Annotated in this window: 24 protein-coding genes; 10 read left to right on the top strand and 14 right to left on the bottom strand. The window is 68.9% G+C overall.

Going from position 1 to position 26,241, the window contains the following annotated elements:
• Window positions 1–122: 122 nt before the first annotated feature.
• The 3 genes from ACWGID_RS33810 to ACWGID_RS33820 form a co-directional block, all read right to left on the bottom strand.
• Window positions 123–1,178, bottom strand: coding sequence for an NlpC/P60 family protein (locus ACWGID_RS33810; RefSeq protein WP_452203396.1), 1,056 nt, complete (start codon window positions 1,176–1,178; stop codon window positions 123–125).
• 314 nt (window positions 1,179–1,492) lie between these two features.
• On the bottom strand, window positions 1,493–1,696 hold the full coding sequence (locus ACWGID_RS33815; protein ID WP_387772606.1) for a hypothetical protein: 204 nt from the start codon (window positions 1,694–1,696) through the stop codon (window positions 1,493–1,495).
• A gap of 109 nt (window positions 1,697–1,805) precedes the next feature.
• Window positions 1,806–3,113 carry an NYN domain-containing protein gene (locus tag ACWGID_RS33820; RefSeq protein ID WP_452203397.1) on the bottom strand — a complete coding sequence of 436 codons (1,308 nt, stop codon included), beginning with the start codon at window positions 3,111–3,113 and terminating at the stop codon, window positions 1,806–1,808.
• Between the two features lie 183 nt (window positions 3,114–3,296).
• Between ACWGID_RS33820 and ACWGID_RS33825 the strand changes: the two genes are divergently transcribed.
• The gene (locus ACWGID_RS33825; RefSeq protein ID WP_452203398.1) at window positions 3,297–5,090 is read left to right on the top strand and encodes a DEDD exonuclease domain-containing protein; all 1,794 of its coding nucleotides are present in this window, start codon (window positions 3,297–3,299) and stop codon (window positions 5,088–5,090) included.
• 40 nt (window positions 5,091–5,130) lie between these two features.
• On the opposite strand, the gene ACWGID_RS33830 is transcribed toward ACWGID_RS33825, so the two are convergent.
• The gene (locus ACWGID_RS33830) at window positions 5,131–5,550 is read right to left on the bottom strand and encodes a hypothetical protein (protein WP_452203399.1); all 420 of its coding nucleotides are present in this window, start codon (window positions 5,548–5,550) and stop codon (window positions 5,131–5,133) included.
• A gap of 85 nt (window positions 5,551–5,635) precedes the next feature.
• Between ACWGID_RS33830 and ACWGID_RS33835 the strand changes: the two genes are divergently transcribed.
• The 3 genes from ACWGID_RS33835 to ACWGID_RS33845 all read left to right on the top strand — a co-directional run bounded on the left by ACWGID_RS33835 (window position 5,636) and on the right by ACWGID_RS33845 (window position 10,378).
• Entirely contained in the window at window positions 5,636–6,433 is a 798-nt protein-coding gene (locus ACWGID_RS33835; protein WP_452203400.1) for a helix-turn-helix domain-containing protein, read from the top strand.
• Window positions 6,434–6,476: 43 nt separating this feature from the next.
• Window positions 6,477–6,764, top strand: a complete 288-nt coding sequence (locus ACWGID_RS33840) for an Lrp/AsnC family transcriptional regulator (RefSeq protein WP_452203401.1) — start codon at window positions 6,477–6,479, stop codon at window positions 6,762–6,764.
• 128 nt (window positions 6,765–6,892) lie between these two features.
• Window positions 6,893–10,378 carry a hypothetical protein gene (locus ACWGID_RS33845; RefSeq protein WP_452203402.1) on the top strand — a complete coding sequence of 1,162 codons (3,486 nt, stop codon included), beginning with the start codon at window positions 6,893–6,895 and terminating at the stop codon, window positions 10,376–10,378.
• Between the two features lie 748 nt (window positions 10,379–11,126).
• On the opposite strand, the gene ACWGID_RS33850 is transcribed toward ACWGID_RS33845, so the two are convergent.
• Entirely contained in the window at window positions 11,127–11,474 is a 348-nt protein-coding gene (locus tag ACWGID_RS33850) for a hypothetical protein (RefSeq protein WP_452203403.1), read from the bottom strand.
• 75 nt (window positions 11,475–11,549) lie between these two features.
• On the opposite strand from ACWGID_RS33850, the gene ACWGID_RS33855 reads away from it, so the two are divergent.
• Window positions 11,550–12,263 carry a hypothetical protein gene (locus tag ACWGID_RS33855; protein WP_452203404.1) on the top strand — a complete coding sequence of 238 codons (714 nt, stop codon included), beginning with the start codon at window positions 11,550–11,552 and terminating at the stop codon, window positions 12,261–12,263.
• Window positions 12,264–12,315: 52 nt separating this feature from the next.
• Here ACWGID_RS33855 and trpD read toward each other — a convergent pair whose 3' ends face one another.
• Genes trpD through ACWGID_RS33870 form a run of 3 tightly spaced genes read right to left on the bottom strand, consistent with a single transcriptional unit; the run spans window position 12,316 to window position 14,746 of the window.
• Window positions 12,316–13,359, bottom strand: coding sequence for an anthranilate phosphoribosyltransferase (trpD, locus tag ACWGID_RS33860; RefSeq protein ID WP_452203405.1), 1,044 nt, complete (start codon window positions 13,357–13,359; stop codon window positions 12,316–12,318).
• Between the two features lie 4 nt (window positions 13,360–13,363).
• Window positions 13,364–13,783 carry an Rv3143 family two-component system response regulator gene (locus ACWGID_RS33865; RefSeq protein WP_452203406.1) on the bottom strand — a complete coding sequence of 140 codons (420 nt, stop codon included), beginning with the start codon at window positions 13,781–13,783 and terminating at the stop codon, window positions 13,364–13,366.
• A gap of 45 nt (window positions 13,784–13,828) precedes the next feature.
• Window positions 13,829–14,746 carry a cytochrome c oxidase assembly protein gene (locus tag ACWGID_RS33870; RefSeq protein WP_452203407.1) on the bottom strand — a complete coding sequence of 306 codons (918 nt, stop codon included), beginning with the start codon at window positions 14,744–14,746 and terminating at the stop codon, window positions 13,829–13,831.
• A 31-nt stretch (window positions 14,747–14,777) separates the two neighbouring features.
• On the opposite strand from ACWGID_RS33870, the gene ctaE reads away from it, so the two are divergent.
• Genes ctaE through qcrB form a run of 4 tightly spaced genes read left to right on the top strand, consistent with a single transcriptional unit; the run spans window position 14,778 to window position 19,073 of the window.
• The gene (gene ctaE, locus ACWGID_RS33875) at window positions 14,778–15,491 is read left to right on the top strand and encodes an aa3-type cytochrome oxidase subunit III (protein WP_452203408.1); all 714 of its coding nucleotides are present in this window, start codon (window positions 14,778–14,780) and stop codon (window positions 15,489–15,491) included.
• Window positions 15,488–16,354, top strand: a complete 867-nt coding sequence (gene qcrC, locus ACWGID_RS33880) for a cytochrome bc1 complex diheme cytochrome c subunit (protein ID WP_452203409.1) — start codon at window positions 15,488–15,490, stop codon at window positions 16,352–16,354. Before ctaE ends, qcrC begins: the two co-directional genes overlap by 4 nt.
• A 20-nt stretch (window positions 16,355–16,374) precedes the next feature.
• Window positions 16,375–17,403: a cytochrome bc1 complex Rieske iron-sulfur subunit gene (gene qcrA / locus ACWGID_RS33885; protein WP_452203420.1), complete on the top strand. Its 1,029-nt coding sequence runs from the start codon at window positions 16,375–16,377 to the stop codon at window positions 17,401–17,403.
• A complete protein-coding gene (gene qcrB, locus ACWGID_RS33890; protein WP_452203410.1) occupies window positions 17,400–19,073 on the top strand; it encodes a cytochrome bc1 complex cytochrome b subunit in 1,674 nt (557 codons plus the stop codon). Before qcrA ends, qcrB begins: the two co-directional genes overlap by 4 nt.
• Before the next feature lie 59 nt (window positions 19,074–19,132).
• Here the strand turns inward: qcrB and ACWGID_RS33895 are convergent, their stop codons facing one another.
• A complete protein-coding gene (locus ACWGID_RS33895; RefSeq protein WP_452203411.1) occupies window positions 19,133–19,597 on the bottom strand; it encodes a MarR family winged helix-turn-helix transcriptional regulator in 465 nt (154 codons plus the stop codon).
• Between the two features lie 41 nt (window positions 19,598–19,638).
• On the opposite strand from ACWGID_RS33895, the gene ACWGID_RS33900 reads away from it, so the two are divergent.
• On the top strand, window positions 19,639–20,412 hold the full coding sequence (locus ACWGID_RS33900) for an alpha/beta fold hydrolase (RefSeq protein ID WP_452203412.1): 774 nt from the start codon (window positions 19,639–19,641) through the stop codon (window positions 20,410–20,412).
• Here the strand turns inward: ACWGID_RS33900 and ACWGID_RS33905 are convergent.
• The 5 genes from ACWGID_RS33905 to ctaC form a co-directional block, all read right to left on the bottom strand.
• Window positions 20,402–21,679 (bottom strand): serine/threonine-protein kinase, encoded by a 1,278-nt coding sequence (locus ACWGID_RS33905; RefSeq protein WP_452203413.1) that lies wholly within the window; start codon window positions 21,677–21,679, stop codon window positions 20,402–20,404. The genes ACWGID_RS33900 and ACWGID_RS33905 overlap by 11 nt on opposite strands.
• A 175-nt stretch (window positions 21,680–21,854) precedes the next feature.
• Window positions 21,855–23,096 (bottom strand): L,D-transpeptidase, encoded by a 1,242-nt coding sequence (locus ACWGID_RS33910; RefSeq protein WP_452203414.1) that lies wholly within the window; start codon window positions 23,094–23,096, stop codon window positions 21,855–21,857.
• A gap of 198 nt (window positions 23,097–23,294) precedes the next feature.
• The gene (locus ACWGID_RS33915) at window positions 23,295–23,690 is read right to left on the bottom strand and encodes a cytochrome c oxidase subunit 4 (RefSeq protein WP_452203415.1); all 396 of its coding nucleotides are present in this window, start codon (window positions 23,688–23,690) and stop codon (window positions 23,295–23,297) included.
• Complete coding sequence (ctaD, locus tag ACWGID_RS33920) at window positions 23,687–25,480, bottom strand: aa3-type cytochrome oxidase subunit I (protein ID WP_452203416.1); 1,794 nt, start codon at window positions 25,478–25,480, stop codon at window positions 23,687–23,689. The genes ACWGID_RS33915 and ctaD overlap by 4 nt, the downstream gene beginning before the upstream one ends.
• A partial coding sequence (ctaC, locus tag ACWGID_RS33925) for an aa3-type cytochrome oxidase subunit II (RefSeq protein ID WP_452203417.1) occupies window positions 25,477–26,241 on the bottom strand: 765 nt, incomplete at its 5' end. The genes ctaD and ctaC, both read right to left, overlap by 4 nt.

Consider the following 26,241-nt stretch of genomic DNA (forward strand, 5'->3'; position numbering starts at 1 on the left):
GGAGACCCCCCCCCCCCGGGGGGGGGCACCCCCCCCCCCCCCCCACACCCCCAAACCCCCCCCCCCCCCCCCGGCCCGGGGCCCCCCCCCCCCCCGCCGCAGAGTATGTCAAAGGTCTCAGGTCAGCCCGGACGGACCATGCTGTTGATCGGCATCTCGTCGAGCGGGGCGATCTCCACGCTCTTGCCCGGACGCGGGGCGTGCACGATCCGGCCGTTGCCGAGGTACAGGGCGACGTGCGTGATCGGGCTGTAGTAGAACACCAGGTCACCCGGGGCCAGCTCGGACTTGCTGATCCGGCGGCCCTCACCGGCCTGCGCCTTCGAGGAGTGCGACAGCGAGACGCCGGCCTTGCCCCAGGCGTACATGGTCAGACCGGAGCAGTCGTACGAGCTCGGGCCGTCGGCACCCCACACGTACGGGTCGCCGAGCTCGGACAGCGCCGCGTTGATCGCGATCGCGCCGCGGCCGCTGGCCGGGATGTTCGGGATGTTCTCGCCGGTCCGGTCGCCGCTGCGGGTCGGACGCTGCTTGCGCGCCGCCTCCGCTTCCTTGGCCTGCTCTTCCTCGAGTTTCTTGCGCTCGGCGTCGCTGAGCTTGTCGAGCACCTTCTGCGCGGAGTCGAGGTTGTCCTGGATCTGCTTCTTCAGCGCGTCCTGCTTCGCCTGCACGGCCTGCAGCGAGGCCAGCTCGGTCTGCTCGCTGGCCTGCAGGTCGGTGAGCTTGCCCTGCGCGACCTGGTAGCGACGGAGCGCCGAGTTCTGCTGGCCGGCGAAGGCCTGGGCGGTCGACGCCTGGCTGAGGAACTGGTCCGGGTTCGTCGACAACAACAGCTGGGCCGTCGTGGAGATCCCGGAGGTCTGGTAGCCGGCGACCGCGAGGGAGCCGATCTGCCGCCGCACCGAATCGACCTGCGTCTGCTGCTTGGCGATGCCGGTCTGCAGGGCCTTCACGCGAGCGGAGGAAGCGGTGATCTGACCGCGCAGGTCGTTCGCCGTCTCGCCGATGGCGCCGGCCTTCTCCTGCAGCGCGGCGACCTGCTTCTTCGCCTGGTCCAGGGTGGGCTTGGGTTCGGCGTCAGCCGCTCCCTGGATGAAGAACACACCCGCGGCGACAGCCGTGCTGGTGATGGCGGCGAGGGCGATTCCCCTGGTGCGGTTGATGCGTCCGATGGACACAGCCCGGTCGGTCCCTTCCTCTGCTCACGCCGTCCCCGTTGACCAGGCCACCGCGGACGTCACGCCCGCAGGATCCGCCGGATCACTCCCTCGGCTTTCCTGCTACCCGGTCGGCCGGAGCGGCCGACACCCTGAGGCAACGAGAGGTAACAGTAGTGACCGTTTCGTGACCAGTGCAATTCGCCCCTCGGGTTTGATCGAAAATTAACGAAGGCCGGTCCCGGCCAAACGGTCGTTTCGCCTTCCCATACAGGGGTTTCGGTCCCGGTCAGGCGCACCACGCAGTGGCATGGTCCTGACATACGACCGGCGTGTCAGCCCGTCTGTTCCTTCGGGTCGACGGTCGGGTCCACGCTGTTCACCGCGTGCACGAGGCGTAGCGGTGGGACCAGTCCGGAGTCGGCCAGGGCGTCCAGCGCGGCCTTCTCGTCGTCGTCGATCCGCAGGCTGCCGGACCGTTCGGCCGAGAACCCGAGCACCACCGTGACGACACAGTCCTGGCAGCCCGGACCCTTCATCGCACAAGCGTCGCAGTCGATCAGCACAACGTCCTCCAAGGGGGGAAGCACCCGGACTTGCATCCGGCTGAGAAGGACGCTAGAGAACGCCGCCGACAATTTCCGTTCGTCAGGTGCGGGCGATGCGGGCGATCAGGCTGGTCGCGGAGAGTGCGCGGGCGCCGAGCTTGATGATGCTCTCGGCAACTTCGCGGTCGGTGGAGACCACGACGACCGGGCGGCCCGGCGGCTCGGCGCGGACCAGTTGCCGGATCACCTCGTCGGCGATCACACCGGCCGGACTGAACCGCACCCGCACACCGCGGGGTGGATTCAGCTGCACCGGGCCGGACAGCTCCGCGCCGTCGAAGACCACAGTCACTTCGACGCGACGTTGCGCCACCAACGCACCGAGTGCGGTGACGAGGCGCTGCCGCTGCGAGTGCAGCGGTGAGTTCGGCCACGCGGTCTTCGTCACGTTGTAGCCGTCGATGATCAGGTGGACCTGCGGCAACGCCAGCAACTCGTCGAACAACGCCGGGTCGTCCTCGGGTGCCGTCCGCCCGACCGGAGCCGCCTCGGGCTCCGAGCCGGCCACCGTGTCGGCGGGCCGGAGCTCTCCCCCGGGCGGCAGCGCCAGCTCGCGCCGCAACCCGCTCGCTGCCTCCAGCAACGTGTCGAGCAGCAACCGGGTCCGCGTCGAGGCGAGCTCCCGTTCCTGTCCCGCCGTACGCCGGGCGGCGTGCTCGACCGCCTCTAGTTCGGTGATCCGGGATCGCAGCTTGCGCAGCTCGCGCTCGACCTCGGCACGGACCGCGTCGACGCGTTCGTCGGCGGTCTCGGCCTCCTTGGTGCGCTGCTCGACCTCGGTGTGCAGACCGGTGATCCGCTGCCGGGCCTCGTTCAGCTTGCGCCGGAGCGTGACGTTCTCGGCCTTCAGCTCGTTGACCTGTTCACGAAGCCGTTCGCGGACCTGCCGCGCTTCCGTGCGGGCCTGGTCCAGTTGGTCGGCGAGCCGGTCGACCGCGGCGGCGTCGGCGTTCGGGTTCTCCACCGGGATCTGGGCGGCGGCCGCGACGTGCTGCTCCCAGTCGTCCGGCCGGAGCAGGTACGCGAGGGCGGCGACCTCCACGGGATCCGCGGCCGGGACCGGGACGCCGTCCGCGACCGCGTCGCCGAGCTCCGGGTGCTCACGCCGTACCTCGAAGGCGGTCAGCCGGCGGAAGTGGTCGTCGGTCTCCAGGATCGGGCCGAGCACCGAGGCGGACAGCTTCGCGCGTTTCGCCGGCGCGAAGCTGGCGAAACGGCGCAGCGGCGCCGGGATGTCGGTCGCGGGAAGCTGGCCGAGGGCGTGCGCAGCGAGTGTCAGGACGCGTTGCCGGACCGGTTCAGGCAGAGTCGTAGTGGCGGAGCTCGCGGCGGTGCCTGCCTCAGTCACCGGTCCGCAGTCCGGCTGGAACGACGGCCTGGCAGCTGCTGCTCGGCCAGTGACGCAGACCACAACGAACGGGCATCCGGCCCGGATTCGCGGTGATCGCCTGTGTACGCATACCGAGAGCCTAGTCGACTCACAGGCGTGTCACCTGCGGAATTGTCGGTGGCGGCTCCTAGCGTCGTGGCCATGACCAGCCCAGGGCGTGCGCAGACCGCGGATCCGCAGTTGCCGATCCGTGGCGTCCAGCACAGCTTCGACGACCTGGGGACACCGCTGCGCGACATCACGTTCTGCGTGGTCGACCTGGAGACCACCGGCAATCCGCCGGGCGAGGGCGGCATCACCGAGATCGGCGCGGTCAAGGTCCGGGCCGGCGAGGTGGTCGGCGAGTTCCAGACCCTGGTGAACCCGTCCGAGGCGATCCCGGCGTTCATCGCGGTGCTGACCGGCATCACCAACGGGATGGTTGCCTCGTCACCGCGGATCGACTCGGTGCTGCCCGCGTTCCTGGAGTTCGCGCACGGCTGCGTGATGGTCGCGCACAACGCGCCGTTCGACATGGGCTTCCTCAAACACGAGAGCCTCGTGCACGGGTACGACTGGCCCGACTTCGCGGTCGTCGACACCGCGCTGCTGGCGCGCCGCGTGATCACCCCGGACGAGGCGCCGAACTGCAAACTCGGCACGCTCGCGAAGCTCTTCCGGACGACGACCACACCGAACCACCGCGCACTGTCCGACGCTCGCGCCACGGTCGACGTACTGCACGGGCTGTTCGAGCGGGTCGGGTCGTTGGGCGTGCAAACGTTGGAGGATCTGCAGACGTACTCGTCGCGGGTCGCGCCGGCGGTGCGGGCCAAGCGCCACCTGTCCGAGACGTTGCCGCACGCACCGGGTGTGTACCTGTTCACCGACGACCGCGGCGAGGTGCTGTACGTCGGCAAGTCCAAGGACCTGCGGACGCGCGTCCGGTCGTACTTCACCGCGTCCGAGACCAGGAACCGGATCGGCGAGATGGTCGGCATCGCCACCGGCGTCCGCGGTATCGAGTGCGGTACACCGCTCGAGGCCGAGGTCCGCGAGCTGCGGCTGATCGCGGAGCACAAGCCGCGGTACAACCGGAAGTCCAAGTTCCCCGAACGGCAGCACTGGTTGAAGGTCACGGTCGAACCGTTTCCGCGGTTGTCGCTGGTCAAACAGGTGCGCGACGACGACGCCGGGTATCTCGGGCCGTTCAGCTCGAAGAAGACCGCCGAGCGCGCGATGGCCGCGTTGCACGAGGCGTTCCCGATCCGGCAGTGCACGGCGCGGATGTCCCGCACCCCACAGCTGTCACCGTGCGTGCTGGCCGAGATGGGCCGCTGCGTGGCGCCGTGCGACGGCCGGATCTCCGCGGATTCCTACGGCGAGTTCGTGTCCGCGCTGCGGGCCGCGCTGACCGACGACCCGACCCCGGTGGTCCACGCGCTGGACCGGCGGATCGACGTACTGTCGGCGGACGAGCGGTTCGAGGACGCCGCCGTGCACCGGGACCGGCTGGGTGCGTTCGTGCGGAGCTCTGCGCGGATGCAGCGGATGGCGTCGGTGACCGGGTGCGCCGAGATCTGCGCCGCCCGGCGGACCGAGGACGGCGGCTGGGAGCTGCACGTGATCCGCCGCGGCCGACTCGCGGCGGCCGGATTCACTCCGCGCGGGACGGATCCGCGCCCGCACCTGGAGATGCTGCGGGCGTCCGCCGAGACCGTGCTGCCCGGGATCGGCCCGGTCGCTGCCGCGTCGCCCGAAGAGATCGAGCTGATCCTGCGCTGGCTCGAGCTCCCCGGCATCCGCCTGGTCGAGGTGGACGGCACCTGGACCTGCCCGGTCAGCGGCGCCGGCCGGCACCTGACGCGCCTTGACAACGCCAACTCCGACCGGCACCAGCACCCCACCGAACGCCGCCGCAACCTCCGTCCGCTCGGCCCTGCCCGGGTGGGTTAGGCCGGGTGGGTCAGGCCCGGGTGGGTCAGGCCCGGGTGGGTCAGGCCTCGATGAACTGGTAGTCGGTGACGATCCTGCCGTCGGCACCGAGCAGGAGAAGGTCGATGCCGACGGCAAGCGCCTCTCCCCCGCCGGCCGGGACCATCGCCCAGCGCAGCTTCACCAGGTCCCGCAGTCCGACGGCCGTGCCGTGCGGCACGAACTTGTACTGACCGGGCGCGACGAACTCGTCGTACGCCGTGCTCACGCGGCGGGTCAGCGCCTCGTGCCCGCGCGCCTCCAGGCTCGCGGAGACGCCGATCGCGGTCGCGCGCTCGACGACCTCCTCCGGCGGTTCGAGCAGGTGGATGCCGTCCTCGGTCCAGAGCTCTTCGACGGCCTTGCGACGGAGGCCGGCGTCGGGCTCGTTCCAGATTGCTACATATCGCTGTGCCAGTTCTTGTGCTGAGTTCTTGTTCACATCCACGACCATGCCTGCGGCGCCGGTGCGACCTCAATTCCCTGCTGGGTATGAACTGTCGGTGCCGTGCGTTAGAACTCGGGGCATGGCATCTGAGCTGGCCGCAGGTCTGCGGTCGTGGCGTCACCGGCGGCGCGTGAGTCAGCTGGAGCTGTCGGTGCGCGCCGGGACCACGCAGCGGCACGTCAGCTTCATCGAGAGCGGCCGCTCGGTGCCGGGCCGGGAGATGGTCATCCGGCTCGCCGAGTCGCTGCAGGTGCCGCTGCGAGAGCGCAACCAGTTGCTGGTGGCCGGCGGGTACGCACCGGCGTACGACGAGACGCCGTACGGGGCGCCGCGACTCGGTGCGATCCGCGCGGCGCTGACCGGGATTCTCGAGGGGCACTGGCCCAGTCCGGCAGTGGTGGTGGATCGCCGGGGTGACTTGGTGCTCGCGAACCGGTCGTTCGACGTGCTGTGCGCGGGAGTCACGCCGTACCTGCTGGAGCCGCCGGTGTCGGTGCCGCGGCTGCTCCTGCACCCCGACGGGCTGGCACCCCGGATCGTGAACCTCGCGGAGTGGTCGTGGCACGTGATCGACGCGCTGACCCGGGAGGCCGCGCTGGTGCCCGACCAGGAGGCGGACGGGTTGATCGCGGAGTTGACCGCCCTGATCCCGCCGCGTCCGGAGCCGGGGCCGGACCACCTCGGGTTCGCCGTACCGCTGCGGCTGCGCTCGGCGGACACCGAGCTCCGGCTGATCACCACCCTGACCAGGTTCGGTACGGCGATCGACGTGACCGTGGCCGAGCTGCGGATGGAGGCGTTCCTGCCCGCGGACGAACGGACGGCGACGGCGTTGCGGGGCCTCGACCGCACTATGCTTCAGCGGGTTGGGGTGTGAGTAGTCACTGGTGCTGAAAAGCGAGTTCCGAGGAGAGGACGGCATGGTCACCGCGATCGTGTTCATCAAGGCCGACGTCGCACGGATCCCGGAGGTCGCCGAGCAGGTGGCCGCGATCGAGGGCGTCAGCGAGGTGTACTCCGTGACCGGTGGGCTCGACCTGATCGCGCTCGTCCGGGTCGCGCGGCACGACGACCTGGCCACCGTCATCCCCGAGCACGTCAACCGGGTGCCCGGCGTACTCAGCACCGAGACCCATATCGCGTTCCGCGCGTACTCCAGTCACGACCTGGAGGCAGCCTTCAGCCTCGGCGACGAGGACGGTGTCTGAGGACCGGTCCGATTCGATCCGACTGACACGAGCTGAAGTTACGGTGAACACATGAACGTCCGGGGCCAGTTCGCTGCCGAGTCCGCCGCGGTCCGCACGGTCGTGCCGACCGCCGAGCGAGGACGCGGATGAGCAACCCTCCCGCCGGCTGGTACCCCGACCCCACCGGCCAGCCCGACACCATCCGCTTCTGGAACGGGGAGAAGTGGACCAACAAAACCGAGAAGGAGGACGCGGCCACCAAGGAGGACCCCTCCCCGCAGCCGACCTCCCCCTCGGACCCCACTCCGGAACCGGCCACCCCTGAGCCGCAACAACCGGAACCGCAGGCCCAGTGGTCCCAACAGCCCGACCCGCAGGCCCAGTGGTCCCAGCAGCCCGACCAGCAGGCCCAGTGGTCCCAGCAGCCCGACCCGCAGGCCCAGTGGACCCAGCAGCCCGACCAGCAGGCTCAGTGGCCCCAAGAACCTGAGTCGCAGCCCCAGTGGTCCCAGCAATCCGAGCCTCAGGTCCAGTGGTCGCAGGAGTCTGAGCCGCAGGTTCAGTGGTCCCAACAGCCGGATACCGCGAACCAGTGGCCGCAGCAGCAGTCCACACCTGACCAGCAACCGACGTGGGCCCAGCAGGAGCCACAGCAGTCGTGGCTGCAGCAGCCGGCCCAGGAGTCGTCCGGACCAGGGCTGCGATCGGTGCAGCAGCCGGAGACGGGTGCTGTCGGCCCCGAGCCGTCGGACGGCTCAGGCGCTTGGCAGCAGTCGAATGCTCCGCAGCCGTGGGATGCAGGCTCAACCACGGGCGACGGCCAGCCGAACAACGGACCACACCTGCGCGCCGTCTCACCGGACGACGCCACACAGATCCAGAACTACCCCGCAACGTCCCCGCAGTCGACAACACCCACGCCCACGCAGCATGCGGGCTCCGGCGACTCGACCGGCCCGGCGCCATCCACCGGCTCCGCGCAAACCGACGGCTCCGCGCAGACCGGCTCTGCCCAGTCGACCGGTTCAGCGCAGTCGACGGGTGCAGCGCAGACCGACGGCTGGGCCCAGTCCGCCGGCTCGGCGGCGCAGGCCACCGGCTCGGTGCAGTCGACAGGTACTGGCCAGGCGACAGATTCGGGGCAGTCGACGGGTGCGGCCGCGGTTGGCGAGTCGGCGCCGGGTGACGGGGCTGAGCCCTCTCCGGCTGATCGGGCGAAGGCCACGTGGAATGCCCCGGAGATCGCGCCCGCACCTTCTGAGCATTGGTCGCAGCGTGAGGTCACCGAGGCAGAGGCAGCAGCAGCGGCCGCGGTGGCAGCCGACGTACCGGAGACACGGCCGACGGAGCAGACCAACGGCTGGACGCTGAAGCTCGCGCCGGATCCCTCCGACGGGTCGGACGATTCCGGCGCCGGGTCAGGCGGCGCGGCGGGCGCCGATTCGGGCGAGGGATGGTCCGACGTCAGTTGGACCGCGCAACCGAGGTTCGCGCCGACCCCAAAGGAAAACGTCGAGGCCGCAGGCGCGAACATCCCGCCGGCGAACATGCCCTCCACGCAGCAGACCCCCGAGACGCAGACCTCCAGCACGCAGGCAGCCGGCGGGCAGACCGCGGGCACGCAGACCTCCGGCGCGCAAGTATCGGGAACGCAGGAAGCGGGCGGGCAGGGTGCGGGCGGGCAGGGTGCGGGCGGGCAGGGTGCGGACTCGGAGGTCTTTGACGACGAGGCGATGACGGACCTGCAGCCGGACTGGGGTAGTCAGTCGGGTGACGCGGACGATCAGCAGTCCACCGACGGACCGTCCTGGGGTGTCGAGGCTCAGGACGAGGACGACCTGCAGACCCCCGAAAAGGCCGCTCCCCTCTGGACCGTGCCGACTTCGGACGACACCACGCAGGAGCAGCCGGCCTGGGGCGCATCCAGCAACCAGCAGCCCGAGCCGGTACAACTCTGGGGCGACCAGCCGTCGACCGACCAAGGCCAGAGCTCGAACGACCCGCAGTCCCCCGCTCAGCAACCGAGCTGGGAGAACCAGCAGTCGGGCGGCCAACAGCCCAGCTGGGAGAACCAGCAGGCCGGCGGTCAAGAGAATGGCTGGGGCAACCAGCAGTCGGACGGCCAGCAGACGGGCTGGGGCAATCAGCAGTCCGGCGGGCAGGAGCCCGGCCGGGAGAACCAGCAGGCCGGTGGTCAAGGGAGTGGCTGGGGCGACCAGCAGTCTGGCGAGCAGCAGCCCAGCTGGGAGAACCAGCAGACCGGCGGCCAGGAGAACGGCTGGGGTGGTCAGCAGGCGGGTGGTCAGGCTTCGAACGGCTGGGATGACCCGCATGCGGGTGAGGGCTGGGGCGCGCAGCAGGGTGCGGCTGGGGCTGATTCGCAGGCGGTGGACAACGGGTGGGGCGTTGGCGACCAGCACGGCGGCGTACAGGAGTCCGGGCCGTGGGGTCAGCAGGCGACTGCGGACGCACAGAGTGGACAGCAGGGCGGACAGCAGGGCGACCAGTCGTGGGGCGGCCAGAGCTGGCCGGTGCAGCAGGGTGACGATCAGCAGGGCAATGGCTGGGGTGACGCTCAGCAGTCCGGCCAGCAGGCTTGGGGCGCCACGCAGGAGACCGAGCAGTCTTGGGGCTCTGGGCAACAGGGCGGCGACCAGGCCTGGGGCTCTGGGCAGCAGCAGGGCGGACAGCAGTGGGGCGCTGAGCAGAGTGGTCAGGGTTCCGGTGGCGCGCAGGCGCTGCAGCAGGGCGGCGGGCAGCAGGCCTGGGGAGAGCAGCAGACTCAGCGCGCCTGGGGTGACGACGGCAACGACTCCTGGGGCGGCCAGGCGGACCTGAGCTCCGGGGTCGGCAAGGACAAGAGCAACAAGAGCAAGGGGAAGAAGCCGAAGGGACCCGGCGGTGGCGGCGGCCCGTTCGGCGCGAAGCTACCGCTGATCATCGCCGGTGGCGTCGCGCTGGTGATGGTGATCGTCCTCGCCGTGGTGCTGATCGCGAAGGGCGGCGACGACAAGCAGGCCGACCCGAACCCGACCGGTTCACCGACCCAGAGCAGCTCGCCGACGGGGCAACCGACGGGCGAGTCGAGTACCAAGCCGGGTCAGTCGAAGAACCCGAAGCTGCACGAGGGCTTCGGGCGGATCGCGTCGGACGCGATCTCGTTCCCGCGCCGGAGCTCGCCATGGTCGGACCGTAAGCGGCTCGTCCAGCAGCTGCTCAGCTCGGCCGGCCAGCGGATCGTCCTGCAGGAGAACGCGAACGGCAGCGACGACTGGAGCGCGGACATCTTCGTCGGCGGTCTCGGTACCGGCTCCGGGTTCAACGGTGACCCGAAAGCGACCGCGTCGGCGCTGTCGGTGCAGTTGCGCAAGGACATGTACGGGACCATCCCGGTCACCTACACGACGATCGCGAACGGGGCGGTGAAGCGGTCCGGCAAATCGGGCTGGTTCTTCCAGCAGACCGTGACCGCGAAGTCGGCCGCGGTGACCGATCGAGTGCTTACCCTGACGGTGGCCGTTTTCGACCTCGGTGACGGAACGGCGGTCGCCTACATCAGCGGAATCCCGAACAACCGGGCAGACCTGAAGGCGGCCGAGAGTCAGGCCTACAAGGGAATCAACGTTGGCTGAGAACGAAGACCAGAACCCGCCCCGCCGCCACAATGCTCCCCCGGGCACCCCCGCCGATCCGGCGCGCCCGGTATCAAGCGACCCACTGGCCGGCACCCCCCAAGCACCCCCGTCCCCCGCCGCCCCCACCCACCAACAGCCGGGTGAGCAGCCGGGGCATGGGTTGGGGACGCAGTCGGCGAGCCAATGGCAGCAGTCCGGGCTAGAGCCGGGCCAGCAGTCAGGGCAGCCGTCGGGGCAGCAGCAGTCGGGGCAGGGTTCGTCGGGCGGGTCGTCGGATGCGCTGTTCGGGCAGTCGCCCGCGCCTGCGCCGCCGCCCCCACCGGCGGCCCGCCCACAGCACGCGGCGCCGCCCCAGCAACAACACTGGACCAGCCAGCCCACACCACAGCCCGGCCAGCAACAGCCAGCGCCGCAGCCCGGCGCCCAGATGTGGGGCACCCAGCCGCAGCGAGGCCAGCAACAGCCTCGGCCACACCAGGCACACCCGCAGTCGGGTGCGCCGCAGTCGGGTGCGCCGCAAACTCCGCAGTACGGCGACCAGCAGCCGAACCGCCCGCCGACGGGTCAAGCGCCGTCGGGCCACCCGCAGTCCGCGCAGCCGCCGCACTGGGGTCAGCCGCAGTCACGTCAGCCGCAGTCAGGCCAGCCGCAGCCGGGGCAACCACAGTCGGGTCAGCCCCAGCCGCAGCCGGGTCAAGCACGCCCCGGTCAACCACAGTCCGCACAACCCCAACCGGGTCAAACCTCACCGGGCCAACCCCAGCCGGGTCAGCCGCAGGCGGGGCAGATGTGGGGTGCGCAGCAGCCTGGTCAGCGGCCGCCTGGTTGGCAGAACCAGGCGTTGGGGCCTCAGCCCGGTGGACCGAACCCACCCCAGCAGCACTCGGCCGGTCAGCAGGGCGGCCAGCCGTCGCGGGGTGGCCAGCACGCCGCTCAGCCAGGTCAGCCAGGTCAGCCAGGTCAGCCGGGTAATCAGCGTGGGCCTCAGCCGGGGCAGCAGGCTGGGTTCGGGCAGGTTGTTCAGCAGGCAGCCGGGCCGCGGGCCAAGGGCGACGGACAGGCGGCACACGCGGCTGGGCACGCGGCCGGGCATGCCGCTGACGGTGGTCGTGGCGCCGGCGGTGGTCGGCTGCCTGGGAGCGATGGGGGCGACGGGACGCCGGCTGGTGTGAACGGGCGGGCTCGGATGATCGGCGCGCTGGTACTGGTGGTGACCGCGCTCGCGGCGACCGGGCTGAGTGCCGGCTGGATCTGGACGAAGGCCGACGCGGTCGCTCCGGTGGCGCTGCCGTCGGAGGGCAAGTCGATCGAGACCGTCAGCCCGTCGGTGAAGCCGTCCAGCACGCCGACCCCGGTCGGCAAGGTGCTCGGCACCGAGATGCTTGCTTCCAACAATGACTCGATGCCGATCATGAGTTCGGCCTGGAGCAACAACTACGAGCGCACCGGGCTCTGGGGCGGCGCCGCGATCTGGCTGACCGTGCACAAGAACTACGACGGCAAGACCGCGAGCTGGGGCAACTACGTCTCCTTCGGCCAGCTCCCGCCGGACATCACGTACCAGAACACCCCGGCGGGTCTCAAGGAGGCCGCGGTGCAGATCGGCGGCCGCGCGATCGTCAGCCTGTACGACAAGGACACCAAGGTGCTGCCCGGCACCACCCACAAGGCGATCAGCGTCGGCGGCCACCCGGGTCACGAGATCGTCGCGAAGATCCCGGTCAAGGTCCCGAAGCTGACCGAGACCTACTCCACGGTGATGATCGCGGTCATCGATCGCGGCGACGGTACGGCGGATGTGTCGATCGCCGACATCGCCGGATCGACACCAGCTTGGCAAAATGTCTGGCGCTACAAGGTCAGCCAGATCAAGATGAACTAACAGCAGGGGCCGGCGTGCAACCACCCGCCGGCCCCTGCTGCCATCTCGAAGGTCAGCCGCGCACCTCGGCGCAGGCAGCGATCCACCGGTCCAGCACGTCCTTCGCCGCCCCGGAGTCGATCGCTTCGGCCGCCCGGTCCATCCCGACCCGGATCCGCGCCGTCACGGTGCCTTGCTCAGGCGTGTACGCCGCCAGCGCCGCCCCGGCGTTCAGCAGTACGACGTCCCGTACCGCTCCCGGCTCGCCCTCGACCAACGCCCGTACGACCTTCGCGTTGTACGTCGCGTCCGCGCCCTTCAGCGCATCGGCCGACACGGGCTCGATCCCGAGGTCCCGCGGGTCCAGCGTGACCGGGCCCTCGACCTTCCCGCCGCCGACGGTCCACACCTGGGACGTCGTCCGCGTGGTCAGCTCGTCGAGACCGTCGTCGCCGTGGAACACCAGCGCGTCGATCCCGCGCCGCGCGAGTACGCCGGCCATCAGCCCGGCGACCCGCCCGTCGGCGACCCCGACCGCCTGCGCGGACGGGTCACCCGGGTTCGCCAGCGGCCCGAGCAGGTTGAACGTCGTCGGTACGCCGAGTTCGCGCCGCGGTACCGCCGCGTTCCGCAATGCCGGGTGGAACGCCGACGCGAAGCAGAACGTGATCCCGGCCCGCTCCCCCACCTCGGCCACCTGCGGCCCGGTGAGGTCGAGCGGGATCCCCAGCTCCTCGAGTACGTCGGCCGCACCGCACGCCGACGAGGCGGCGCGGTTGCCGTGCTTCACGACCTTCGCCCCGGCGCCCGCGGCAACGATCGCGGACATCGTGCTGATGTTCACGGTGTGCGCTTGGTCACCGCCGGTACCGACGACGTCGAGCGTCCGGCCCGGAACGCTGACCCGGGTGGCGAACTCGCGCATCGTCTGCACGAGCCCCTCGACCTCGGAGACTGTCTCGCCCTTGGACCGCAGCGCGATCACGAACCCGGCCAGCTGCGCCGGAGTGGCCGCGCCGGACAGGATCTGCTCCATCGCCCACGCGGTGGCGGCGGCCTCCAGGTCCTCGTGCCGCAACAACGGACCGATGACCTGGGGCCAGGTGTAGGCGGCCACTGGGTCAGGCGGTGGTGGCAGGGAGCTTGGCGAGGCGCTGGCGGAGCAGGTCCGCGGTCACCTCGGCCATCTTGATCGGGTCGATCGGGTGCGAGATCGCGCCCTCGGCGCGCGACCAGGTCGCCAGCCAGGCGTCCTGCGGGCGGCCCGTGATGACCAGCACCGGCGGGCACTGGAAGATCTCGTCCTTCAGCTGCCGGGCGATCCCGAGGCCGCCGGCGGGAACCGCCTCGCCGTCCAGGATGGCCAGGTCGATACCGCCCTTGTCCATGGTCTTGATCACGGCCGGCTCGGTGGCGCACTCGACGTACTCGAGCTCGGGCAGATCAGCGGCGGGCCGCTTCCCGAGGGCCAGCCGGACGGACTCCCGCGTCGTACGGTCGTCGCTGTAGAGCAGGACCTTCAGCGGACGCTCTGAACTCATCGATCCATCCCAAGCTGTGTTCTGTGACGAGTGGACATGCGCATGTTACCGGGGTGCCTGTCCGGTCCGGCGAGCCTGTTCCTCCAAGCGGTCCAGGCGGCGGTCCTCACGGCGTGCCTCACGCTGCGACTCACGCACCCACTGGACGAACAGGACGGCGAAGAACGCGACGCCGACGAGGTCGCCGGAGCCCCAGAGCAGACCGCCGGCGATGTACTGGTCGTGCAGCGGTGACGGCGGCCACGAGCGGCCGAAGCTGGTGTACCAGTCCTCGGCGATCAGCGTGTTCGCGGACATGATCGTGATCCCCAGGAACGCGTGGAACGGCAGTGTGAGGAACGTCAAGATCAGCCGGAACGGGTAGATCACGCGGCCGGGGACCGGGTCCAGCCCGAGCAGCGGCCAGAAGAACAGCGATCCGACCAGGATGAAGTGCAGGTGCAACAGATCGTGCAGCGCGGTCGAGCGGAGCGTGGCGTCGTACCAGCCGCTGAAGTACAGCGCCCAGGGGCTGAGGACGAACAGCGTGAACCCGATCAGCGGGAAGCAGAGCACCTTCGCGATGCGGGAGTGCAACACGGAGAGCAACCACTTCCGCGGCCGCTGCGGCAGCGTCCGGAGCGCCAGCGTGATCGGCGCGCCGAGCGCCAGCGCGAGCGGCGTCATCATCGACAGGATCATGTGCTGCACCATGTGCACGCTGATCAGCACCGTGTCATAGGTGCCGAGGGCGGACTGGGTGGCGATCACCGCGCTGCCCAGACCCACGCCGACGAAAGAGAACGTCCTGCCGCGGGACCATTTGTCACCGCGGGCGCGCAGTTTGTGTACGCCGTACAGGTAGACCGCGCCCAGCAGGATGATCACGCCGAGTAACACCGGCTCGAAGGTCCATGCCGTCAGCAACCGGAGCGGCGTGAGCGGCTCGATCTGGTCGCCCGGCGTGGCGTGAAGGGGAAGCACGCTTCCACAGTAGAAAGCACCAGTCGGCGACATGCACGGGGGTGGTCGTAGCGCTGAACGCAAGGACCGACATAATGACCGCGTGGCCACTGCAACCGCGCTCCCAGCGTCTCGTGAACACGGACACCACGACCGTCCCAGCATGGTCAGTGTCGGCACGATCGTCTGGCTCTCGAGCGAACTGATGTTCTTCGCCGCCCTGTTCGCGGCGTACTTCACGATCCGGTCGGTGACGACCGCTGCCGCCGCTCCGGGTACGGAGACCCTCTGGCAGTCGATGACCCAGATGCTGGACGTGCCGTTCGCCTCGGTGAACACGTTCATCCTGGTCGCGTCGTCGTTCACCTGCCAGGCGGGCGTCTTCGCCGCCGAGCACGGCAAGGTGGGCCGCAGCGGCTCACTGGCGAACATCCGGGGCTGGGGTATGCGTGAGTGGTTCATCCTCACCTACCTCATGGGCGCCGTGTTCGTCGCCGGCCAGGTGACGGAGTACACCGGGCTGGTCCACGAGGGCCTGACCATCTCGTCCAACGCGTACGGCTCGGTGTTCTACCTGGCCACCGGGTTCCACGCGCTGCACGTGACCGGCGGCCTCATCGCTTTCGTGTTCGTCCTGGCCAGGACGTACATGGCTCGTAAGTTCACCCACGAACAGGCCGTCTCGGCGATCGTCGTGTCGTACTACTGGCACTTCGTCGACGTGGTCTGGATCGCCCTGTTCGCGACCATCTACCTGCTCAAATGAGTGAGAAGAGACATTCCTTGTCACCGGCGCGCTTTCTCTCCGCGCGACGACGGCACCGGTCCGCCGGCCTCGTCGTGCTCCTGTTCGGCCTCCTGGCAGTCGGCTCGGCGTACGCCGCCTTCGCCCCTGACGACGCGGCCGCGGACAACTCGGCCCAGTCCCAGCAGATCGAGGAGGGCAAGAAGCTCTTCGCGGTCGGCTGTGCCAGCTGCCACGGCCTGAACGCCGAGGGTGGCGGGAACGGCGAGGGCAAGATGGCCGGACCGTCGCTGATCGGCGTCGGCGCCGCCGCGGTCGACTTCCAGGTCGGGACCGGCCGGATGCCGGCCATGCAGCCCGGCTCGCAGATCCCGCGCAAGACCCCGGCGTACTCACAGGAGGAGATCGAGGCCCTGGCCGCGTACGTCGCCTCGCTCGCCCCCGGTCCCGCGGTCCCGGCGTCGGAGTCGTACGACGTGAGCAAGGCCACCGACGAGCAGGTCACCCGCGGTGGCGAACTGTTCCGCACCAACTGCACGGCCTGCCACAACTTCGCCGGCCGCGGTGGCGCACTGCCGAACGGCAAGTACGCGCCGTCGCTGATGGGCGTCAGTGAGAAGCACATCTACGAGGCCATGCTGACCGGTCCACAGCAGATGCCGGTCTTCTCCGACCAGGTGATGCAGCCGGAGGACAAGCGCGACATCATTGCTTACCTGAAGGCGCTGCAGAACCAGAAGGACCCGGGTGGCTTCGGCCTCGGCCGGCTCGGCCCGGTCTCCGAAGGCCTCTGGGGCTGGTTCATCGGCATCGGCGTCCTGGTGTGTGTAGCGGTCTGGATCGGCGCCAAGGGCGTCAAGGCCAAGGGAGCGAAGGCCAAGTGAGCGACGACAAGAACCTCCCGGTGAAGGCGGACGACGAGCACCACGGCGCCGTCGAGGTCGCCGAGCCGATTCCGGACCCGGGGATCGAGCCGCACGAGCCGCGGATCACCGACATCGACCCGAAGGCCGCCGACCGCGCCGAGCGTCAGGTGTCGTCGATGTTCGGCCTGGCGACCCTCCTGGTGCTGGGCGCCTGCGTGGCGTACTTCGCGATCCCGCGGGACGCGCACATCGTGTTCGGCCCGCTGTCCGGCAACGCGAACAACATGGTGATCGGCCTGTGCATCGGGCTGGCGCTGTTCCTGATCGGTGCCGGCGCGATCCAGTGGGCCAAGAAGCTGATGGTCGACGAGGAGATCGCCGAGGACCGGCACGCCGCGCACTCCTCGCCCGAGCAGATCGCGGAGATCACCGAGGCGTTCAAGGAAGGCGCCGCCGAGTCCGGTTTCGGCCGCCGCAAGATGATCCGCAACTCGCTGATCGGTGCGCTGGCCGCGCTGGGCCTGCCGGCCATCGTGCTGCTCCGCGACCTCGGCCCGCTGCCGGGCCGGGCGCTGTACAACACGATCTGGGCCAAGGGCATCCGGGTCGTCAACGACGTCACGGACCGCCCGATCAAGCCGTCCGACATGGTGGTCGGCCAGCTGGTCAACGCGGCGCCGGCCAACCTGGCCCCGCTGCAGGAAGAGGACCCGACGGAGTACCAGAACGCCAAGGCGAAGGCCGCGGTGATCGTGGTCCGGATCAAGCCGAGCGAGATCCGCACCCCACCCGGCCGCGAGAACTGGGGCGTCGACGGGATCCTCTGCTACTCGAAGATCTGCACCCACGTCGGTTGCCCGATCTCGCTGTACGAGCAGACCACGCACCACGTGCTCTGCCCGTGCCACCAGTCGACCTTCGACCTGGCCGACGGCGCCAAGGTCGTCTTCGGCCCTGCGGCCCGTCCGCTTCCTCAGCTACCGTTGGCAGTTGACGGTGAGGGCTACCTGGTAGCGCAGAGCGGCTTCCACGAGCCGGTCGGCCCGAGCTTCTTCGAACGAGGGTGACAACAGTGTCAACAAACACAGAGTTCCCTGGACCGGTCAAGTGGGTCGACGATCGCCTCGGCATCGCGAAGATCGGGAAGAAGAACCTGCGTAAGGTCTTCCCCGACCACTGGTCCTTCATGCTCGGTGAGATCGCGCTCTACAGCTTCATCATCCTGATCCTCACCGGCATCTTCCTGACCTTCTGGTTCAAGCCGTCGATGGCCGAGGTCGAGTACCAGGGCTCGTACAGCCTGCTCAAGGGCCTGCACATGTCGGAGGCCTACGCCTCGACGCTGGACATCACCTTCGACGTCCGCGGCGGTCTGCTGATCCGGCAGATCCACCACTGGGCGGCCGTGCTGTTCATCGCCTCGATGATGGTGCACCTGCTCCGGATGTTCTTCACCGGTGCGTTCCGCAAGCCGCGCGAGCTGAACTGGCTGATCGGCTTCGGGATGCTGTTCCTGGGCATCATCGAGGGCTTCCTCGGCTACGGCCTCCCCGACGACCTGCTGTCCGGTACCGGTCTGCGGATCACCAACGGCATGATCCAGGCGTCACCCGTGGTCGGCACGTACATGAACTTCTTCATCTTCGGCGGCGAGTTCCCGGGCAACGACTTCGTCTCCAGATTCTTCATCGTCCATGTGCTGCTGATCCCGGGCCTCATCCTGGGGATGGTCACGGCGCACCTGTTCCTGGTCGTGTACCACAAGCACACGCAGTACGCCGGCCCCGGCCGCACCCAGAAGAACGTGGTCGGCTACCCGCTGTTCCCGGTGTACATGGCCAAGGCCGGCGGCTTCTTCTTCGTCGTGTTCGGCATCACCGCCCTGATGGGTGCGCTGATGCAGATCAACCCGGTCTGGCTCTACGGGCCGTACAACCCGGCGGAGGTGACCGCGGGTTCGCAGCCCGACTGGTACATGGGCTGGCTGGAAGGCTCGGTCCGGATCTTCCCCGGCTTCGAGTCGACCTTCTGGGGCATCACGATCAGCTGGAACCTGCTGATACCGGCGCTCATCATCCCGCCGGCGTTCGTCACGCTGGTCGCGCTCTATCCGTTCATCGAGGGGTGGATCACCGGCGACAAACGGGAGCACCACCTGCTCGACCGGCCGCGCGACGTACCGACCCGGACCGGTATCGGGGTCGCCTTCATCACCTTCTACGGCCTGCTGTGGGTCGGTGGTGGTAACGACCTGATCGCCACCCACTTCGGCATCTCGCTGAACGCCGTGACCTGGTTCCTGCGGTTCGCGGTGTTCCTGGGGCCGATCCTGGGCTTCTGGATCGCCCGCCGCTGGGCGATCTCGCTGCAGCGCGCCGACCGGGACCGGCTGCTGCACGGCCTGGAGACCGGTGTGATCGTGCGGGACGCGGACGGCAAGTACACCGAGAAGCACCAGCCGATCTCGACGTACGAGGCCTACTCGCTGACCGCGCGGGACCGGCTGGTGCCGCACGAGATCGGTCCGGAGACCGACGAGAACGGTGTCCGCGCCCCGCGCCGGGCGCTGCACAAGGCCCGGGCCGCACTGTCCCGGTTCTACTACGCCGACGCGGTGCAGAAGCCGACGGCCGAGGAACTCCACGAGGCGCAGGAGCACGCTCACGACGCCGACGAGATCCACGAGCTGACGGAAGAGACCGAGACGTACCGCGAGGTCACGAGCGACCGCTCGTAATCGCACAGAGCAGCACCCTAAGGGCCCCCGGCACTCGCCGGGGGCCCTTCGTCTGTCCGTCAGCCGATCGCCTCGTTGACGTCACTCAGGTAGCTGGCCACGACGCCCTGCTCCGCGGCGGTGAGCGAACCGGTCACCGTGATCAGGCGGTCCAGAAGCGGGCCGAAGAACTGCCAGCCGAGAGCTATAGCGGTGTCGGTGACCTGGAGTTGGGAGCTGCGGCCGTCTGTGCGGCTTCTGAGGCGTTCGACGTGGCCGGCGGCCTCCAGGCGGTGGATGACCGCCGTCGTCGCCTGAGAGGTCATTCCGAGCTGCTGAGCCAACCAACTGGGCGTGGGCTCCCCTCCGGCCCGTTCGGCGTCCAGAAGCCGAACCAGCGCCCGTACGTCGGTGCTGTGCAGACCGGTCGTCCTGGCGAACTCGCCGATCGCCAGCTCGAGCCGCAACGCGACCTCGCGCAACTGGTGCACCAGCCCCAGGGCCGCCGCACGTTCCGGATCGGACGGTGTCACTCCTTCTCGCACGCCCGGCAATTTACCTCACTCAGTGAGCTATTCTCGGCCTCATGAGTTTCCAGGACGCGTACGACGCTCTGCTCGCCCGCTGGGACGTCCCGGTCGAGCACCTCGACATCGACGGCACCCACGTGAACGTCTGCGGCCCGGCCGACGCCCCGCCCGTCGTCCTCCTGGCCGGACACGGCGCCACCGCGCCGGTCTGGTTCGCGGTCGCCCCGCGGCTCGCAGAGCAGCACCGCGTCTACGCCCCCGACCTCCCCGGCGACGCGGGCCTCAGCACCGCTCCCCCACCCCGCACCACCGGCGACGTGATGAACTGGCTCTCCGGCGTCATGAAGGGCCTGGACGACCCACTCCTGGTCGGCCACTCGTACGGCGCCTGGATCGCCCTCACGTACGCACTGCGGGCCCCTGTCCGGAAACTGGCCCTGATCGACCCCACGGACTGTTTCAGCGGCCTCAAGCCCTCATACGTGGCCAGAGCCCTCCCGATGCTCCTCAAACCGTCAGAGCGTCGCCACGAGGCTTTCATCCGCTGGGAGACCCATGGGCTTCCCGTACCCGCGGACTGGTTGCATCTGGCCGCCCTCGGATCCCTCGAGCCCACCACGCGACCGGTCAAGCCGCGCCGCCAGACAGCTCTCACCGGCCTGCCAGCGACAGTTGTCCTCGTCGCCGACCGCAGCAAGGCGCACGACCCACAGGTGGTTGCTCAGCGCGCGGAGTCCGCCGGCGCCGCCGTCGTACACCTCCCGGACGCCACCCACCACTCGCTGCCCGCGCTCCATGCTGATGAGGTGGTCAAGGCGCTCACTTCTTGACCAGGCACATCACGCGCCAGCTGGAGCCTGTCCCGACGGTGTACTTCGTGCCGGTGTCCGTGCCGTCGGAGCAGGTGCGTTCGCCGGAACCGTCGACCATCTCCGAGGTGGTCACGTTTTGCACCGAGACCACGCGCCGGTTCGCCGCGCCGTACCAGCAGGGCACTACGCGGTAGTTGTCTGCCTCGTCGATGTCGGCCTCGCCTGCGCAGTCGCCCTTCACGGCTGTCGCCATCCGCGGAGCGTCCGACGGCGCGTGCGTGCTGACCAGCCCACCCAGCTGGGACCTGAACGACGCGGCGACGATGACCAGCACGATCACGAGCACCAGCGCCGCGGCGGACCCTCGAGAGCCGTTCTGCGTCGTCGCCGGAGCCTTCGCAGGGGTCTTCGGCGGGGCCTTCTGGGGCTGCGGGTCTGGGAGCTTCCGGGTTCGCACCGGGGCCGTTGTGGTCGACGACTCGAGCAGCGCGCGGGCGTGCGCGAGGTCGGGTCTTTCGTCCGGGTCTTTCAGCAGCAGGCCGTCGATCAGAGGTCCGAGTTCGCCTGCGTGCTGGGGCCGCGGTGGCTCCTCCATCAGGACCGCGGCGATCGTTCCCTGGACAGTGTCGCGATGGAACGGCGCGACGCCCTCCACCGCCTCGTACAGCGTGGCGCCGACCGAGAACAGGTCGCTGGCCGGCAGTCCGTCGGTACCGCGCAGGCGCTCCGGTGCGGCGTACTGCGCAGAGCCCATGATCGTGCCGACCGCAGTCAGGGTGGTGTCGGCGAGGTGTACGGCGATACCGAAGTCCGCCAGCTGCACCTCGCCGCCCGAGCCCAGCAGAACGTTGCCGGGCTTCACGTCGCGGTGCACGATCCCGGCGGCGTGCGCTGCCTCGAGCGCATCGAGCAGCCCCGCCGCGATCCGCCGTACCTCGGGGACCGGGAGCCGGCCGCCTGTCTTCAGCCGGTCGGCGAGCGACTGACCGTCGACGAGCTGCATGACGATCCACGCCGTACCGCGGTCGGTGAGGATGTCGTGCACCCCCACCACGTTCGGGTGGGCGCGCAGGCGAGCCGCGTTCCGGGCCTCCCGCTCAGCCCGCCGGAGTACGTCGTCACGCGCCCGCTCGGAGAGCCCGTCCGGGAGGCCGATCTCCTTGATCGCGACGTCGACCGCAAGCGTCTCGTCGCGCGCCCGCCAGACCCGGCCGAACCCACCGGACCCGAGCTCGTCGAGCAACCGGTACCGACCGCCGACCAGCCGCTGCACGCCGTCCGCCACGAGCCACCCCGGAAGTCCTCACCAGCCACAGACACTCCGTGACCACCGATCTCCGAGCGTAAGCGCCGCACCGGGTCCCCAGCCCCCAAGGGCCACTTCAGGCCACCACAAAACCGGCCGCACAGGCCGAAGGGCGGCCCGATCGAGTCGGGTCGCCCTTCGGGTGGTGTGTGGGTCAGGAGAGCGCGGAGCCGGCCTTGTAGGCGGCCCAGGTGGTGTTCCAGTCGGTCCAGCCGTTGCCGGGCTCCATGTGGCGGGTGGTGCCGGTGACGATCACCGGGTCGCCGCGGAGGGTCTGGTTGAAGAACCACTGGGCGTCCGCGAGGCTCATGCCGACGCAGCCGTGGCTGACGTTGGCGCTGCCCTGGCTGCCGGCCGACCACGGGGCGCCGTGGATGAACTCGCCGGAGCTGGTGACCCGCTGGGCCCACTTCACGTTGCTGATGTTGTAGTACTCGGGGTCGCCGGGCTTGATGCCGACGGTCGCCGCGTCCATCCGCTTGGTGGTGAACTTCTCCATGATCACCTTCACCCCGCTGCGGGTGGTGAAGCCGTCCTTGCCGGCGGTGATCGGGATGGAGCGGGCCACCTTGCCGTTGATCGTCACCGTCATCGTGTGCTTCTTCACGTTGACGTTGCTGACCACGGACTTGCCGATGTTGAAGGAGATCTTCCGGCTGGAGGTGCCCCAGGTGTTGTTGCCCGCGGCCACGCCCTGGGTGTCGATGTTCACCGTCACCTTGGTGCCGGCCGGCCAGTAGTTCTTCGGGCGGTAGTTGACCTGCTTGCTGCTCACCCAGTGCCAGCTGCCGTCGACCGGGACCGAGGTCTTCACGGACAGCCGCTTCTCGACCGCGGCACGGTCCTTGACCGGGTTGTTCCAGAAGATCTGGATCGGCAGCGCGACGCCGACGGTCTCACCGTTCAGCGGGACGACCGAGGCCTTCAGGCTCTTGGTTGCCTTCAGCGTCTTGAACGACGAGCTGATCGGCACGCTGGCGCCGTCGGTGCCCTCCGCGGAGCCGCTCACCGTGTACGACGCGCCGGGCTTGAGCTGCGGCACCGAGGTCCACTGGGTCTTATCGGTGTTGAAGTTGCCGCTGACCTTGTCGCCGTCGTCGTCCTTCAGCGTCACCTCGGTGAGCTTGCCGGCCGTCGTGGTGACGGTGACGGGCTTGTTCGGCTGAACTGCCGTGGCGCCCTTGGCGGGCACGAACGCGATGTCGGCCGCGGAGTTCGACTCCGACGGGCTCGACGAGGGTGTGGTGGAAGCGCCGGGCGAGTTGCTCTGCGACGTCGAGTTGCTGGGCGTCGACTGACCGCCGTTACCGCCACCGTCGGCCTTGGTGTCGCTACACGCCGTACCGGCCAGCAGCAGCACGCAGATCCCCGCCACGGCAAGGCCGTGCTTCCTCACCGAACTGCTCACCATTCCCCAGCTCTCCCCTGTTTAGTCAAACCGCGGTAAGGGTAACCTGCCGCACTGACATTTCCCTGCATCGCATCGCCACCGAACTGGTACGGACCACAACCGTCCGTACTGGCGGCATCCTTAAAGACGCACGAAAACGCCGACCGGTTCGTTCCCGGTCGGCGTTTTTCGTACGGTTCTCAACTAGTGAGCGTGGTCCCCGCGGTAGTACTCGAAGATGAACCCGCTCAGCGTCACGATGCCGATACCGCAGCCGGCGATGAACAGCCACCAGCCGAAGACGATGCCGAGCACGACCACCGACAGGGTCAGCGCGCACCACAGCGGCCACCACGAGTACGGCGGGAAGAAGCCGAGCTCGCCGGCTCCGTCGACGATCTCCGCTTCCTTGCGGTCCTCCGGCCGGGCGTCCATCCGCCGGGCGGTGACGCTCAGGTAGAACGCCACCAGCAGGGACAGGAAGAACACCATCACCAGCGCGGTGGTACCGGTGGGGTCGCCGGACATCAGCCAGTAGATCGGCGTGACGACCACCACGAAAACGCTCAGGATCCCGAAGACCCAGGCTTCGACCTTCACGCCTTGTCCTTCCCTTCGGTCTCCCCATCGGAGCTCTTACCGGACTCGTCGAGCTGCTCGATCAGGTGCTCGACGCGTCCCTGGTCGTCGCCCGCGTCCAGCAGGTTGTCGGCGCCGGCCCGGTTGTCCGGGTACTCCGCCAGGGCCAGGTCGGCGTGGTGCAGGTCGAACGCCGGCGACTCGGACCGGATCCGCGGCAGCCTCTCGAAGTTGTGCCGCGGCGGCGGGGAGCTGGTCGCCCACTCCAGCGAGCGGCCCCAGCCCCACGGGTCGTCGACGCCGACCAGCGGCGCCTTCCGCGACTTGTACACGTTGTAGAAGAACGGCAGCATCGACAGGCCGAGCACGAAGGCGCCGACACTCGACACCTCGTTCAGCGTGGTGAAGCCCTCGTTGGCGCCGTACGACGCATAGCGCCGCGGCATGCCCTCGACGCCCAGCCAGTGCTGCACGAGGAACGTGGTGTGGAAGCCGATGAACAGCAGCCAGAAGTGCAGCTTGCCGAGCCGCTCGTCGAGCATCCGGCCGGTGAACTTCGGCCACCAGTAGTAGAAGCCCGCGAACATCGCGAACACCACGGTGCCGAACACGACGTAGTGGAAGTGCGCGACCACGAAGTACGAGTCGGACAGCTGGTAGTCCAGGGCCGGCGAGGCCAGGATGATGCCGGTCAGACCACCGAAGAGGAAGGTGGTCAGGAAGCCGATCGACCAGAGCATCGGGGTGTCGAAGGACACCGATCCGCCCCAGATCGTGCCGATCCAGTTGAAGAACTTCACACCGGTCGGGATCGCGATCAGGAACGTCATGAACGAGAAGAACGGCAGGTTCACCGCGCCGGTGACGAACATGTGGTGCGCCCAGACCGCGACCGAGAGGACCGCGATACCGAGGGTCGCGCTGACCAGACCGATGTAGCCGAAGACGGGCTTGCGGCTGAAGACCGGGAGGATCTCGGTGATGATGCCGAAGAACGGCAGCGCGATGATGTACACCTCTGGATGTCCGAAGAACCAGAACAGGTGTTGCCACAGCAGTGGCCCCCCGTTCGCGGCATCGAACACATGGGCTCCCAAGGTTCTGTCCGCCTCGAGGACGAGCAGCGCGCCGGCCAGGATCGGGAACGCGATCAGCACCAGGATCGAGGTCACCAGGATGTTCCAGGTGAAGATCGGCATCCGGAACATCGTCATGCCAGGTGCGCGCATGGTGATGATCGTGGTGACGAAGTTGACCGCACCGAGGATGGTGCCCAGACCGGCCATCCACAGACCCATGATCCACAGGTCGCCGCCGACACCCGGCGAACGGACCGCGTTGGACAGCGGGGCGTAGGCGAACCAGCCGAAGTCGGCCGCGCCGCCCGGGGTGAAGAAGCCGCTGATCGTGATCAGACCACCGAACAGGAACAGCCAGTAGCTGAACATGTTCAGTCGCGGGAACGCGACGTCGGGGGCACCGATCTGGATCGGCATGATCTCGTTCGCGAAGCCGACGAACAGCGGGGTCGCGAACAGCAGCAGCATGATCGTGCCGTGCATCGTGAAGAGCTGGTTGTACACCTCTTCGTTCACGATCTGCAGGCCCGGCTTGGCCAGCTCGGCGCGGATCAGCAGCGCCATCACGCCGCCGATCAGGAAGAACGCGAACGACGTGATCAGGTACATGTGCCCGATCAGCTTGTGGTCGGTCGTGGTCAGGTACTTGACCAGCAACTGACCCTTGGTCCGACGCCTTGGCAGCGCGGTGGTGCTACCGATGGCGCCGGTGCGCTCGGCGAACTCGGTCACTTCTCGCCCTCCCCTGAACCGGGAATGGTGGTGGCGTCGGCGCCACCGGTGGCGGCTCCGGTCTGGCCCTTGGCGGCCAGTTCCTTCAAGTGCGCGTCGTACTCGTCGCGGTCGACGACCTTGACGCTGAAGACCATCCGGCTGTGGTAGAGGCCGCAGAGCTCGGCGCACTTGCCGGCGAAGGTGCCGGTCTTGGTCGGGGTCAGCTCGAACTTGTTCGTCCGGCCCGGGATCACGTCGAGCTTGAAGTAGAACGACGGCACCCAGAAGGAGTGGATGACGTCCGGCGAGGTCAGGTCGAACTTGACCGACTCGTTCACCGGCAGCCACAGCGTGGCCGGCTTGTCGAGGGTTCCGGTCTCCCAGACGCCCTCCTTGCCGTCGACGGTGTCCTTGTAGTTGAAGGTCCACTGCCACTGCTGGCCCACCACGTTCACGGTGTGCTGCGGGTTGGCCGACATCGCGGTGATCTTGTTGCCGTGCTCGACGGTGTAGAAGAACAGCACACCGATGATCGCGAACGGCGCCAAGGTGTAGAGCACCTCGAGCGGCAGGTTGTACCGCACCTGCCGGGGCGCGTCGTCGTTGCGCTTGCGGTACCGCACGACGACCCAGAGGATCAGGCCCCAGACCATCACGCCGACGATCAGAGCGGCGATCCACGCGCCGATCCAGAGGCTTCGGACCGACTCGGTCCGGTCGGACGCACCCTCTTGCATACCGAGTCGCGGGAACAGAGAGGGGGTGTCACCCGCGCCCCC

Source organism: Kribbella sp. NPDC054772, from assembly GCF_053611945.1.

Coding starts and splice junctions, on each gene's coding strand:
- qcrC (WP_452203409.1), top strand. CDS start 15,488: ATGAGTGAGAAGAGACATTCCTTGTCACCGGCGCGCTTTCTCTCCGCG.
- ACWGID_RS33900 (WP_452203412.1), top strand. CDS start 19,639: ATGAGTTTCCAGGACGCGTACGACGCTCTGCTCGCCCGCTGGGACGTC.
- ctaE (WP_452203408.1), top strand. CDS start 14,778: ATGCACGGGGGTGGTCGTAGCGCTGAACGCAAGGACCGACATAATGAC.
- ACWGID_RS33840 (WP_452203401.1), top strand. CDS start 6,477: ATGGTCACCGCGATCGTGTTCATCAAGGCCGACGTCGCACGGATCCCG.
- ACWGID_RS33835 (WP_452203400.1), top strand. CDS start 5,636: ATGGCATCTGAGCTGGCCGCAGGTCTGCGGTCGTGGCGTCACCGGCGG.
- ACWGID_RS33865 (WP_452203406.1), bottom strand. CDS start 13,783: ATGAGTTCAGAGCGTCCGCTGAAGGTCCTGCTCTACAGCGACGACCGT.
- ACWGID_RS33845 (WP_452203402.1), top strand. CDS start 6,893: ATGAGCAACCCTCCCGCCGGCTGGTACCCCGACCCCACCGGCCAGCCC.
- ACWGID_RS33850 (WP_452203403.1), bottom strand. CDS start 11,474: ATGCCCGGCCGCGTGCCCAGCCGCGTGTGCCGCCTGTCCGTCGCCCTT.
- ACWGID_RS33815 (WP_387772606.1), bottom strand. CDS start 1,696: ATGAAGGGTCCGGGCTGCCAGGACTGTGTCGTCACGGTGGTGCTCGGG.
- ACWGID_RS33825 (WP_452203398.1), top strand. CDS start 3,297: ATGACCAGCCCAGGGCGTGCGCAGACCGCGGATCCGCAGTTGCCGATC.